This is a genomic window from Parabacteroides sp. AF18-52 (assembly GCF_003479145.1).
Lineage (GTDB): Bacteria > Bacteroidota > Bacteroidia > Bacteroidales > Tannerellaceae > Parabacteroides > Parabacteroides faecis.
The window spans coordinates 77,998-91,391 of the sequence record NZ_QUGR01000003.1; the positions used below are offsets into that span (position 1 = coordinate 77,998).

Genomic DNA, 13,394 nt, shown 5'->3' on the forward strand with positions numbered 1-13,394 from the left:
GTTATCGGTTATGAAGAAAAGTCTTATCGCCCTGGCGTTCGGAACGTTGGGGCTTGGCCTGTCCGAGTTTGTAATGATGGGGATACTACCCGATGTGGCTCACGATTTGGGTATTACTATTCCTGAGGCCGGACATCTTATTTCTGCTTATGCATTGGGAGTTTGTGCAGGGGCGCCTTTATTGGTATTGCTGGCCCGCACAAGACCATTGAAGCAAATCCTGCTTGTGCTTGTCTCTATTTTTATCGTAGGGAATCTGTTTGTTTCACTATCTCCTAATTATTGGACAATGATGGCAATGCGGTTTATATCCGGTTTGCCTCACGGAGCATTCTTCGGAGTGGGTTCGATCGTGGCTGAACGATTGGCTGCAGAAGGAAAGAAATCGGAGGCTGTGGCTATTATGATCTCCGGAATGACGGTGGCGAACCTGTTGGCTGTACCGCTGGGAACTTATATCAGCCATGTTCTTTCGTGGAGGGCTACGTTTTTCAGTGCTGCCTGCTGGGGACTGATTGTGTTCTGGTTTATCTGGCGGTGGGTACCGTATGTGGCGGCATTACCGGATAATGGTTTTAAAGGACAGTTTCGTTTTCTGAAGAATCTGGCTCCTTGGCTGCTGATCTTTGCGACGATGTTCGGGAACGGCGGTTTCTTCTGTTTATATAGTTATATCACACCGTTGTTGACGCAGGTATCCGGCTTTCCGGCAGGCGAGATGACCGTTATCATGGTGTTGGCAGGACTCGGCATGTGTGTCGGTAATATATTGGGCGGACGTCTTTCCGATATTTATACTCCGGGACGGGTAGCTGCCGTAACACAAGGCGTGATGTGCCTGACTTTGGTATTGATCTTCTTTTGTGCCGCAAATCCCTGGATTTCCGTGTTACTTATGTGTGTGGGGACAACCTGTTTGTTTGCCGTATCGGCACCACAGCAACTTTTGCTTATACAAAATGCGAAAGGAGGAGAGATGCTTGGGGCAGCCAGTGTACAGATCGCCTTTAATCTGGGGAATGCGCTCGGTGCTTATTGTGGTGGCCTGCCTATAGAGGCAGGGTATAGCTATGAATATGCTGCGCTTCCTGGAGCTGCATCTGCTTTTGCCGGATTCCTGTTATTAAGTTATTTTAGCCGGCGGTTTGAACGCCGTCATTTCCGGACTGCTTGTATTCCGGCATAAATTATTTATCTTTGTGTATGTAAGAGTGGCGAATACGCTTTTTACATATAAAACAGTATGGATATGAGTACAAAAAGAATAGAAGATGTCCCTTTCGAGGAAGTACACGAGGTACAAAAGTACGGTACGTATTACTCGGATAACCGTTTTTGGAAAAAGGTGGAACGTGTAGCGAAGAAAGTCGGTGCCACGGTTTTGTTGCCTGTCTTCACTCTTTATTACACATTGCAGGATGAGAAGGTACCGGTCAAGCATAAAGCTTATATTATCGGTGCACTCGGTTACTTTATCCTGCCGGTCGACCTGATCCCTGACGGAATTCTTCCGGTGATCGGTTTTACTGACGATATTGCTGTAATGACTCTGGTCATTAATCTGATAAAAGACAGTATTACCCCGGAGATCAAAGCGCGGGCCAATGGACGTGTAGCGGAAATCATGGGGACGGACCAGGTATAAAGAGCTTGTTATATTGACAAGGAGGCTTACACTTTCTGGGATTCAGAGTGTAAGCCTTCTTTTTTATCGTGTCTTTATCGTGTTTTCTGTTATAAGTTGATATTGAGAGGAAGTGGAGTTTTACCTTCGGTTTGTTCGGGCATAACGACCAGTTGAGTACCGGGCCATTCACGGGAGATATACCGGCTGAGATATTCAAGTGTATTTTCTTCGATCAATTTATCAGTCCGGGGATAAAGGTTATAGATGACAGCTTCTACCTTAATACCATACTCACGACAGGCAAAAAGGCTCAGGAGCGTGTGATTTATACTTCCCAGTTTACCGGAAGTGACAAGGATCAGAGGATAATGTTCACGTTTCACATAATCGATTGCCAGGGATTTAAAATCATTCGGTACCATCAATCCGCCCGCCCCTTCAAGCAATACATACTCATATAATTCTTGCAGGTATTGAGTTTTAACTGTAATATTAGACAGATTAATCTCGCGTTTATCACGTTCGGCTGCCATATGTGGTGAACAGGGATACGTGAAGATATAAGGGCACGTGGCACCTGATTTGTCTTCATTTGTAAACGGGATACCCATTAGGTGGCGATGCATTTCGATGTCTTCAGATACTTCCGTACAACCGGTCTGGATCATCTTCTGCGTGATTACTGTATGGCCTTTTGCAGCCAGAGTACGGGCAAGGATACCTGTAGCGTAGGTTTTGCCGACATTCGTGTCGATACCTGAGATAAAGAATACTTTTCCTTTCATTTTAGTCTATTGTTTTTTTACCGCCAACACATAAAGCGGGCGGTAAGTGAGTGTTACTTTATTATTGTTTGTGTGGAACAACTGCTGATAATCATGGCAGAAACGAGTTTGTTTGCCACGTGTCCACTGGCCATCGCCGGTTGCTGTTACCCCTGTATTTTTCAGATGGCGAAGCACGTCGAGGGGAGTATCGAACGTGAGGATAATATCTTCTTCCCGAAGATGGAGCAGATGGAAATCTTCTTCCAGCCATTCCGTCAACCGGTTGGTCGGTGGATAGTTTAAGCCTGCTCCGGTCAGTTGTTTGATCTCTGCCAGATTACCGGGGGCGAAGGTATTGAATGCTAAAATGCCATTCGGAGTAAGTCTTTCTGCCAGCTTATGTAGGAGTAGTTTCGGCTCTTTCATCCATTGAAAGGCAGAGGCAGAGGCAATCAGATCGAAACGATCGGGAAAATCGATCTCTTCTGCATTACCAGGAATAAAAGCGGTCGATTGTCCCGGAAAGAGTTCGGCTATCTTATCATGGCAACCTTCGCAAAGATCGTTCAGATACCATTCGTCGATCACACAACTATCTTTCAGGTTGCGGGTGAAACCTCCTGTGCCACAGCCTATTTCCAATGTACGCCGGAAGTGCATGCTGGTGTAGCGTGATAACAGCCCTGTTAACTTCCGGCAGATTTGCTGCTGGGCATCGGCATGTTGGTCGTAGCTGTCAAGCGCACGGCTGAAGCGGGTTATAATTCGTTCCACTGTTTCCATAAGTAAAAGGGATAGTGAGGGGCTGTTATTTCTATTACCGGGCAACGTTCATCCCAATAGTTATGTTGATTGGCTGCCGGGAAAATATGATCATCCGAGCTGATGACTGCCCGTGTCCAGGGAATAGGGGAAGGAGTGGATTGTGAATTTATCTCAGAATGTTCCTTACAGGAGTCATAGATGAATTGTAATTCTTCCTTTATTTCTTCTAATGGCCGGGGAGGGAATGCTTCGTATTGTGCCAGTATGTCACGAGTACCGCACATCCGGCGGTTGAAACGTTTCAGACCTTCGGTTGTCAGGTTGTCGAGTGTTCCCTGGAAAATCTTCTCAGGGATACCGTATGTGTCATGTATCGGGAAGGAGGTACCGTTAACGGCAGTGGCAGAGGTGAATGTGTATTTACCGGCCAGAGTCAGTTCTGCCATCCGAATTCCCATAGACCACGCGATGAGGTCTATTTCTTCATAACGGGTGAGATCTTCTTCAAATGTCAACACCCTGTAATTATAGCAGATCATAATGTCCGTACCTTCTTCCGCTTTCAGTCGGACGAATAATTCCGGTGTAGCGGACCATCCGGCAAAAAACAGAAGGAGGCGACGATTTCGGATGTCTGTTTGTTTTTGTATCTTCATATTATTCAATTAATTATTTATACTGGTTAACGGAATTAACTTAATTCACCTTTTATCAAATTTGAACTATCCTATAATCAAAGTGACATGACTATTACAGGTTCATTTGCCGTTGGTTTTAACCAACGGTCTACAGATTGTATCCCTTTTTTGGCTTTAGCCGCATTTCTCTTAAATAGTAAGACTGTTTAAAATGGGACTAAAGTCCAATGAGATAGATCATTTACCAATCCGTCAGCTGAAGCAGACGGCAAATGAACCTGTAACTAAGTATGTCTTATTGATGACTGAGACTTATGCTCAGATAGGTTCACTTCTTTCTAATTGTAAAGCAGATTAATTCCATCAATAAGTTCTTTATATCAAATCTTCACCTTAGCAATTGTATCAATCAATCGGTATACGTCATCTACCGTTACATCTGCCGTCAATGAGAAGCGTATCCGTGATGTCCCTTTCGGAACCGTCGGGGGACGAACGGGCAGACAGTAGAAGCCCTTGCGCTGTAACTCTTCAGTTTTGAGAATGCAATCGGTATTCTCTCCGATGATATAAGGGATGATATGACTTTCACTGATCTCTCCACCTTTCCCTTCGAGTGCTTCAGCCAGTAGATGACTAGTCTGTGCAAGCCTTTCGCGAAGAGGTGTAAAATCCGGCAGCCGTTCAAAGATAAACCGTGTCCAGGCTATCTGGAAAGGCGGTAAGGCGGTGCTGAATATCAGCGGACGCATGTAATTGACCAGATATTCCCGGATGGTACGGTCACATATGACATAAGCCCCCATCGAAGCCAATGCTTTCCCGAACGTACCGACCAACAGGTCTATGTCTGCGATACAGCCTTGTTCTTCTGCAATCCCTAATCCGTTTTTACCGCGTACACCGATGGCATGTGCTTCATCGACATATAAAACGACATTCGGATAAGTTTTCTTTAGTTCGACCAGGCGGCGGAGATCTGCGATATCCCCATCCATGCTGAAGATACTTTCTGTAACGATAAACAGTTGCTCGCATTCTCCGGCAAATCTTTTCAATAAAGTTTCCAGGTGATTGTAATCATTGTGACGGTAACGCTGGAAAGGAACGCCGCTGAGTAAAATACCGTCGATGATACTGGCATGTACCAATTTATCGGCAAGGATGACTGTCTGTTTGTCGGCCAGTGCCGGGAGTATTCCGGTATTGGCATGGTAGCCGCTGTTGAAGAGCAGGGCAGCTTCGCGGTTGAAGCGTTCGGCCAGCAGTTGTTCCAGTTCCGTGTAAACTGTAAAGTTTCCGGTCAGCAGGCGGGAGGAAGAGGAGGAAAAAGGGTATTCCTGTTCTTTCCATTCCTCCAGAAATGCTTTTTGAAGGTCGGAGCGGGATGCCAGCCCCAGATAATCGTTGGAAGACAGGTTAAGCATGGTCTGACCTTCTTTCTCGATCTGGTAACCGTGATGTGTGACGGCTGGTAACAGGCGATAGCTACCTGTAGCCTTGAGTTGGTTTAATATGGAATTATAATCTTTCATTGTCCTGTTTCTTCAATACAGTTTAATACACCGGAGGTCAATATACTCAGCTCTTCCGGCTTGATAATAAACGGAGGCATCAGGTAAACCAACTTGCCGAACGGACGGACCCAGATGCCTGCCTCCACAAAGCGACGTTGCAGGATTGCCATATGGACAGGTTCTTTCATTTCAATTACACCGATGGCTCCCAATACTCGTACTTCCTTTACATTCCCGAATGATTGGGCTGGTGCCAGTTCACGGCGGAGTTGCCTTTCGATAGCATTTACCTTTTCTTTCCAGCCACTTTCCAGAAGCAATGAAACGGAGGCGGAAGCAATGGCACAGGCTAACGGATTTCCCATAAAGGTCGGACCATGCATGAAACAACCGGCTTCACCGGAACAGATCGTCGTTGCTACCCGTGTCGTTGTCAGCGTAGCCGATAATGTCAGGTAGCCTCCTGTCAGTGCTTTTCCTATGCACATGATATCCGGAACAACCCCCGCATGTTCCCAGGCAAAGAGTTTGCCTGTACGACCAAACCCGGTAGCGATCTCGTCAAAGATCAGTAATACCTCATATTGTTCGCATAACTCTTTGGCACGTACCAGAAAAGCAGGTGAGTAGAAATACATCCCTCCGGCTCCCTGCACGATAGGTTCCAGTATCAGGGCGGCAATATCACCGGCATGCTGTTGCAGCAAGTCTGCCAATGGTTTCATGGCATCTTCATTCCATTCTTCCCCGTATTTCACGGAAGGTTGAGGTATAAAATACTGTACCGGAAGGCTACCGGCAAATATTCCGTGCATACCCGTTACCGGATCACAGACAGACATCGCATGCCAGGTATCGCCGTGATATCCGCTACGGATAGTCGCAAAAGCATGTTTATTTGTTTTTCCTTCTGATTGCCAGTATTGGATAGCCATTTTCATCGCCACTTCGACGGCAACCGAACCACTGTCGGCAAAGAATATCTTTTCCATTTCAGGGGGAAGTATATCCAATAGCTTTTGTGCCAACTCGACAGCCGGTTCATGGGTAATACCACCAAACATAATATGGCTCATCTTCTTTAATTGTTCATTGGCTGCCGCGTTGAGTACCGGATGATTGTATCCGTGAACCGCTGCCCACCAGGAAGACATACCGTCGATTAGTCGTCTTCCGTCTGCCAGGATAATTTCCACACCTTCTGCTCCTGCTACCGGATAAACGGGGAGCGGATCGATCGTCGATGTATAGGGATGCCATACATGCTCTCTGTCGTATTGTAATAATTCTTCTGTAGTCATTTGTCTGTCTGTTTTATCCGACCCAGTCGGTTTCTCTCGTTAATGAATAACCTGCTTCGGTGAAAAGTTCTTTATCTTCATCCACGCAGCTTCCGATAGTCGTTAACAGGTCGCCGATGATGGCTGCGTTTATACCTATATATAATGCTTTTTGTTGCGCTTCCTTACTCAGCAAGGAACGTCCGCCGGAGAAACGGAGATAAGCATTCGGATTGATAAAGCGGAATAGGGCGATCGTAGTCAGAAACTCCTCTTCGGATAGTGGCGGAGTACCGGCTAGCGGCGTTCCGGGTATCGGTTGCAATAAGTTCAAGGGGATAGAATGAACCTGCTCTTTTTGTAGCAGTAAGGCCATTTCTATCCGTTGTTCCATCGTTTCTCCCATACCTATTATACCACCGGAACAGATACGGAAACCTTCTTCCCTGGCCATATGGATCGTTTCCAGTTTTTGTTCGATTGTATGTGTCGTACATAAGGTACGGAAGTAGGAGGGAGCTGTTTCTATATTGCAATGATAGTTCTCAACGCCGCTTTCACGTAATTCCTTTAATTGTTCTTTGTTCAGAAGTCCCAGGGAAGCACAGCATTTGATATCGCTTGCCTGCTTAATATACCTGACTGTTTCAGTCAGCTTTTTTATTTCCCCGTCGGATAGCCGTTTTCCACTGGTCACCAGTCCGAAACGTTCGATTCCCTGCTGACGGTTATGCAATGCCTGATGAACGCATTCCTCTGCCGGAAGTAAAGGATACAAAGCAACGACCGTATTGTAATGACCGGACTGTGCGCACCATTTACAGTTCTCGCTGCAATTCCCGCTTTTTGCATTGATAATGGAACAGGTATCGAACTTATCTCCCATAAAATGCCGTGTTATTTGGTGGGCGGCTTTATATAAAGCCTCTTTATCGGTACACCGGGATAAAGTAATCGCTTGTTCTTCACTTATTTTTCCCCCTTCAATAACAAACTGTTTAAGTGTTTCAATCATATCGCTCTTGTCTTTTAAGAAATAAAAAGCGGAAAGTCTCAGCATATACTGAAACTTCCCGCTTTAGGATATATAAATATAATATAATGTACGTACGAAGCCGCTACCGATGTCTGTTTTACCGTCGGCAAAGAGAATAAAAGAAGTAACATCTGCGAAAGCCATGTGATGGCTTCCGTGCCCGATCGCTCTTGTGAGATATCCGTTACGACCTCGGTCTCTTCCGTATTTATACGTCCGGCAAATAATACAGACGAGTGGTTGGAGCCGTTCTTAACCTGGAATCTTTCCGATACATTAGAGGAAAGTTGTCCGATCGTAACGGCCCGCTTCAAACTGAAGAATGCAGCATACCCTTTCCGGCTCCATCTTTTGAACCGGAAAGAACTTTGCCTGAAATATCTTTGTTGCTGCAACTTCATCTTTCAGCTTTTTCTTATTTAGCTACTTTTTCCAAACGTTTCATGATAGAGAAGATGAACAGAGCAGACAACAGACAGCATACGATCAATACGCTCCATACCATCCACAACTGCATTCCGCCCCACAGGTAACCGATGATAGCCACCAGATAGTTACCGATAGCCGTAGCCACGAACCATCCTCCCATCATCATACCTTTATATTTAGGAGGTGCCACTTTCGATACAAATGAGATACCCATCGGTGAAAGAAGCAACTCAGCAAAAGTCAATACCAGATAAGTCGAAATCAGCCAGTTCGGTGAAACCAGTACATCGGCAGAAATACCGTTTGCTTCGACTGCTGCCGGTGTCGGCAAACCTAATGATCCTACAGCCATGATAAGGAAACCGCAGGCTGCAATCACCATACCGATACCGATCTTACGCGGTGCAGACGGTTCTTTCTTTTTCTTTGCCAGATAGCCGAATACTGCCAGTGATACCGGTGTTAACACGATTACGAAGAATGGGTTGAACTGCTGGAAGATCTGCGGCAGGATACCTACTGTCGGATCCATAGAGGCATAATTCCATCCGAGCAAGCCAAGCATAACGAGAAGGATTGCAGCCGATATACCTTTTGCTTTACCTGTTTTTGACTGGAATAAAGAGAAGGCTGCGTAAACGATGACTAACAGGAAGGTCAGGTTCACGATATTGAAGCCTAAGCGATCCAGTCCGGTAATGGATTGAGCCGTATAGTCACGTGCAAAGAATGTCAGTGTCAAGCCATTCTGGTGGAATGCCATCCAGAAGAAAATAACTACGGCAAATACCAGCAACAATGCCTGGATACGTGCTTTTGTCTGTTCCGGTGTCAGTTCTTCTTCCTGTACATTAGCTGGTTTTGCCTGTTTAGAGTTGTAATCGGCATGTTTGAATGTCGGGCGGAACACCACATAGATCAGCATGGATACGATCAGAGAAATACAGGCAATAGCGAAACCATAGTTGTAAGCCTCCGATAATTTATCGATATACGTCGTACAGAATGTAGCTGTATCACCGACGAAATTCTGAGCAGCCTGTAAACCGCTCAAGGTGGTAGCTCCTTCTTCTGTAATTGTTCCGTTCAGGAATTGATGAGCCAGTGAAGGGATCTGCGGCACATAGGTAAATCCGGCTTTACCCAACATCTTGTTGGTGATCATTGTAGCTGCAGTCGGAGCATACATCGCACCGATATTGATAGCCATATAGAATATACTGAATGCGGTATCACGTTTTGCTTTGTATTCGGGAGCATCGTACAGATTACCTACCATTACCTGCAAATTCCCTTTGAACAGACCTGTACCACAAGCGATCAGGGCCAATGCACCGAACATTAATATTTTTCCGGTAGAAGAGGGTGTAGGAATAGATAACAATACATATCCGATAAACATGACAACGATACCTGTCGTTACCATTTTACCGTAACCGAATTTATCGGCAAGGATACCTCCGATAAGCGGCATGAAATACACTGCTGCTAAGAAAGACCCGAAGATGGTAGATGTCTCGGCAGCTGTGAAGCCGAATTTAGCTTGTAAAAATAGAGTAAAAATTGCGAGCATCGTGTAATACCCGAAACGCTCGCCGGTATTCGCTAAGGCTAACGCGTATAAACCTTTAGGTTGTCCTTCAAACATAAGAATTTAGATTAGATTATTATTGAATTATTTGTTTTATGGCGCCGGTCTCCGGATAGAAATAGACTTTTACCGGAGCTTTTTTATCTTCGAACATAACAGGGGCAAGTCCTTCACGTGAACCGAACTGGGTAATTTGTGCTTCTCCCTTATAGAGTGTTTTTTTGTTCATGCTGATCTCGATACTGGCTTTTCCCGGTACGTTATAAATAATGCCTTTCATTGATTTTCCCTTCTTTTCTGCTTCTTTCGGGTCGAGAACCGGAGCACGCTCGGTTGCTTTCAGATTCATATAGACCGGAACACCTCCCAGATCGTCTGCATCGACGATCCCCATCAGGTTAGAGAAACGGAATAAAACTTCTTTATCCAGATTGTCATAAGGCGTAATGCTTACTTCATAATGAGATGTTTCTTTGGTCAGGATGCCGGTGAACAGGTTAGATAGTGCTTTTTCCTGTTCTTCCAGTTGCTGGATAACCAACTTCATCGCTTCACCGTCGGGAGGAAGGTTGTCTGCGTCACCGGTTAAGATATTCAAACGGCTTTCACGGATACGGTAGATTTGTTTTGCGGCAACTTCCGCTTGCCGGGCTGTAGAGCCTGCCATCAGCAGCTCTTCTGAAAAAACAGAGGCATCCGTTACTTTTGCCGGTCCCTGTCCGTTTTTCTTTATAGATTCGAGTTCCGATTCTTCCGGAGTATATTCGGCGTTGATGGAACATAGGAGGCCGTCTTCCGTCAGATAAGCGTAAGGAGCAACCGTACCGCTTTTAAATTCAACAATATACGTGTTATCCGGATCGGGTATTCCCTTATTAACCAGAGATAGTTTACCCAGTTCATAGTATACTTTATCTTCCGTTACCGCATCTTTAACTCCCAGATATTTCTCTGCATACTTGTAGTAAGGTCCTGCTTTACAGGTTACCTTTGTCACTTCTGCATCGATGATCAGTTGTGTTTTTGGCAATGAATAAGTAATACCGAAATTATTCGCTTTGACAGCATTTTTCTTTACCACTTTGGTTTGTGCCATTAGTGGTAGACTAAACAAAAGACATGCTATTGTGATCAGATTCTTCATATCCAAACAATTTATTATCTCAATAATGATTGTACAAAACTAGGAAATATTTTGTTAGTAACCAACCATAGAACCGTCTTTTAGTCTTTTGTAATGCAGATGTTAAGTCGGATTATGGTATATTGGGTAGGAAGGAATAAAATCATAGTTAATGTTTTGGTTATGGGAGAGCAACTCGCGAATGGAAAAGGAGATCGAGATATAGAGGGGTTGGTTAAATCATCCTCCGCGAGTTGCAGAAAACATAAATTTAGTGCATTTAATGCTATTCAATAACAAATGAGCCGGTCAGGTATCCATATCGATGTACCAGGCACAGGGTGTATTCTCCATTTTCTGTATTTAATGGAATTGTATATGCCTGCGGACTTGTAACAGATACACTTTCTTCATAGACTACCGTTCCTGTATTATCTATTACCTGAATAGTCAGATTTGCCAGCGGACTGGTAAATTCGATTGTCAGGTTATTTCCTTCTATTGAAGCTGTAGGAGGTGCCGGAAAAATAGATTTAATATCTTCTGGTCCCCATTTGCCCTTAGTTGGGATACGATCAGCATAGATATTTTGAGCGCAAAACACTCCGCAAATAACTAAAAATAGAGTAGCAATTAACTGTCTCATGATCTTAAATGTTTAATTGTAGGTTGATAAAAATGAAAATGCCTTACAAAAATATAATTGATATTTTAATATGGATTATATTTTTGGTGACAAAATGGTGACAATGTTTAATTGATTAGAAATCAGATATAAACGAGTCGAATTTCTCTGCATTTTCAGACTCTTGTGTCAATTTTTTATACAGTCTTCTACGGCATTGTGAGACTCCGGAGCTGGTTATGTTGGTTAATATCGCTATCTTTTTTACAGGAACACCGATTTTGACCAAATAACATATGCGTAATTCCTCCGGGGAGAGCCGCGGAGATAGTTCAAGAATGCGGCTTGTGAAGTTCGAATATGTGGCATCGATCAGCAAAACAAGTTCGGACCATTCGCTATCGGTCAGTCCCGAGTCGGCTTTGTGGATTTTAGAGTATAAAGAGGATCTCTTGAAATCCTGTTCCAGTAATTCGACCGTATTTTGCTTTAATGAGACTTGCCTGTTCTCCATTTCCAGTATCAACTTTTGGGTTTCAAATAGCTGTTTCTTTACTTCGCTCAAAGATTCTTCTCCTTCCGACAGATTTCTTTCGAGTAGCCGGATCTGTTTCTTGTTATCCTCTATGTACTGTTGGCTCTGTTTGTATAGCTGTTCTTTCAGGTCGAGCAGCTTCTTCTTTTTCTTTTGTTCCTTTTTGAAGATGAAAAAGCCGGCAAGGAACAAGGCGGCAGTGATTATCAGTATCTGGTATATGATGATCATTCGTTGGGATGCTTCCTTTTCATATTTGCTCTTTTCATCCGCTATACGCTGGTAGTTGAACATACTTTGTACCACACGTATATTTTCATAATGGGAGTCTTCGTCTATAGAATCCCTTAGCTGTTCATAGCGGTCCCAATATTTGAAATAGTTTGTCAGGTTGGATTTCTGTCTTTCTATCCGGGCCAGGAAATATAAACTTCCGGCCTGTGTATAAATACTCGGGCTTTCCAGGCTACGGTTCAGGTAATACCGGGCAGAGTCATATTGTGCTGTTTTCAATAAATATTCTCCGTACGTCAGGTATAAATGATAGCGGGGCTTGGATGGTAAGCATGTTTGCATCGATTTCTGTATACAATCGTAAGCATCTTGATATTGTTTTGTTTTCAGATATAAACTTCCGAGATCGTTATATAACGACGAGATACTTTGCGGGGTTGCTGTTTTTATTGCTTGCCGGTAGTAATATATAGCGCTGTCCGGTTCCTGAGTTTCGGTAAAAACACGGGCGGTGTTACGTAGGGCGAAAGATATTCTGGTAGAATCATTACTGTTTTCTAAAAGCTGCAATGTCCTTTTATAGAGAGGAAGTGCCATTTCGTAGATGTCCTGATACGAATAAAGGGTTCCCAGGCTATTGTTTGCTTTGATAAGCAGGTCGGTAGCATGTAAACTTTCTCCCAGTTCGCGTGCTTTGAGGTAGGATTGTTGTGCCTGCAGTGCATCCTGCATATCCGAATAGGCCCTACCCATATAATAATATGACAATGCCAGTGCCGGGATATCATTCTGATTTTCATAATAGGCGACTGCTTTTTTTATCAGGGAGTCGGAGGTTATCATGATGTAATTCTTATCCAGAGCCTGTGTGAACAACAAGGAATATGCAGCATATTCCTTGTTCGACAGTTTTTCGGGGGATTGTATATTATTGAGGATGGTCAATGCGCTGTCGGGGGCTGTTTCCATCAACATCTCTGCCTGATGTAATTCCGGAGAGATTGAGTTGCTGTTTGAGCAAGAGGGGAAACACAGCACACAGATCAGTAATAAATAGGATATAATATGTATGGATTTATTTGTCATTTGCCTACTTTTGGTGGTCGAATATATCTCTTTTTTTTGAAACATAAGCTCTTATAGAATGTTATATTTGGCTGATTATTAGGTATGACTTGCGAAAAACGCTGAATATTAAAAGGTACACAACTTATAAAAAAAGTACGG

13 protein-coding genes are annotated in these 13,394 nt (G+C 44.0%); 2 read left to right on the forward strand and 11 right to left on the reverse strand.

The features are described from left to right. Window positions 1-10 precede the first annotated feature (10 nt). Together araJ and DWX23_RS07140 are read left to right on the forward strand one after the other, a co-directional pair. A complete protein-coding gene (araJ, locus tag DWX23_RS07135; protein WP_122353891.1) occupies window positions 11-1,186 on the forward strand; it encodes an MFS transporter AraJ in 1,176 nt (391 codons plus the stop codon). Between the two features lie 63 nt (window positions 1,187-1,249). After that, entirely contained in the window at window positions 1,250-1,645 is a 396-nt protein-coding gene (locus DWX23_RS07140) for a YkvA family protein (protein WP_122354009.1), read from the forward strand. Window positions 1,646-1,734: 89 nt separating this feature from the next. Here the strand turns inward: DWX23_RS07140 and bioD are convergent, their stop codons facing one another. From bioD to DWX23_RS07200, 11 genes are all read right to left on the reverse strand, one after another. After that, window positions 1,735-2,412: a dethiobiotin synthase gene (gene bioD, locus DWX23_RS07145; RefSeq protein WP_122373984.1), complete on the reverse strand. Its 678-nt coding sequence runs from the start codon at window positions 2,410-2,412 to the stop codon at window positions 1,735-1,737. A gap of 6 nt (window positions 2,413-2,418) precedes the next feature. Further along, the gene (gene bioC, locus DWX23_RS07150; RefSeq protein ID WP_122373985.1) at window positions 2,419-3,177 is read right to left on the reverse strand and encodes a malonyl-ACP O-methyltransferase BioC; all 759 of its coding nucleotides are present in this window, start codon (window positions 3,175-3,177) and stop codon (window positions 2,419-2,421) included. Further along, window positions 3,153-3,815 (reverse strand): DUF452 family protein, encoded by a 663-nt coding sequence (locus tag DWX23_RS07155; RefSeq protein WP_122373986.1) that lies wholly within the window; start codon window positions 3,813-3,815, stop codon window positions 3,153-3,155. Before DWX23_RS07155 ends, bioC begins: the two co-directional genes overlap by 25 nt. A gap of 362 nt (window positions 3,816-4,177) precedes the next feature. Further along, window positions 4,178-5,332, reverse strand: a complete 1,155-nt coding sequence (locus tag DWX23_RS07160) for an 8-amino-7-oxononanoate synthase (RefSeq protein WP_122373987.1) — start codon at window positions 5,330-5,332, stop codon at window positions 4,178-4,180. After that, window positions 5,329-6,615, reverse strand: coding sequence for an adenosylmethionine--8-amino-7-oxononanoate transaminase (gene bioA / locus DWX23_RS07165; RefSeq protein WP_122373988.1), 1,287 nt, complete (start codon window positions 6,613-6,615; stop codon window positions 5,329-5,331). Before bioA ends, DWX23_RS07160 begins: the two co-directional genes overlap by 4 nt. A 13-nt stretch (window positions 6,616-6,628) precedes the next feature. Beyond that, window positions 6,629-7,609 (reverse strand): biotin synthase BioB, encoded by a 981-nt coding sequence (gene bioB, locus DWX23_RS07170; RefSeq protein WP_122373989.1) that lies wholly within the window; start codon window positions 7,607-7,609, stop codon window positions 6,629-6,631. A gap of 38 nt (window positions 7,610-7,647) precedes the next feature. Further along, window positions 7,648-8,031: a hypothetical protein gene (locus tag DWX23_RS07175; protein ID WP_122373990.1), complete on the reverse strand. Its 384-nt coding sequence runs from the start codon at window positions 8,029-8,031 to the stop codon at window positions 7,648-7,650. A 14-nt stretch (window positions 8,032-8,045) separates the two neighbouring features. After that, window positions 8,046-9,707, reverse strand: coding sequence for a peptide MFS transporter (locus DWX23_RS07180; protein ID WP_122373991.1), 1,662 nt, complete (start codon window positions 9,705-9,707; stop codon window positions 8,046-8,048). Window positions 9,708-9,726: 19 nt separating this feature from the next. After that, window positions 9,727-10,794: a DUF4831 family protein gene (locus DWX23_RS07185; protein ID WP_122373992.1), complete on the reverse strand. Its 1,068-nt coding sequence runs from the start codon at window positions 10,792-10,794 to the stop codon at window positions 9,727-9,729. A gap of 265 nt (window positions 10,795-11,059) precedes the next feature. Further along, window positions 11,060-11,419: a DUF3244 domain-containing protein gene (locus DWX23_RS07195; protein ID WP_122353881.1), complete on the reverse strand. Its 360-nt coding sequence runs from the start codon at window positions 11,417-11,419 to the stop codon at window positions 11,060-11,062. A gap of 115 nt (window positions 11,420-11,534) precedes the next feature. Continuing rightward, the gene (locus tag DWX23_RS07200) at window positions 11,535-13,253 is read right to left on the reverse strand and encodes a tetratricopeptide repeat protein (protein ID WP_122373993.1); all 1,719 of its coding nucleotides are present in this window, start codon (window positions 13,251-13,253) and stop codon (window positions 11,535-11,537) included. Between the last annotated feature and the right edge of the window lie 141 nt (window positions 13,254-13,394).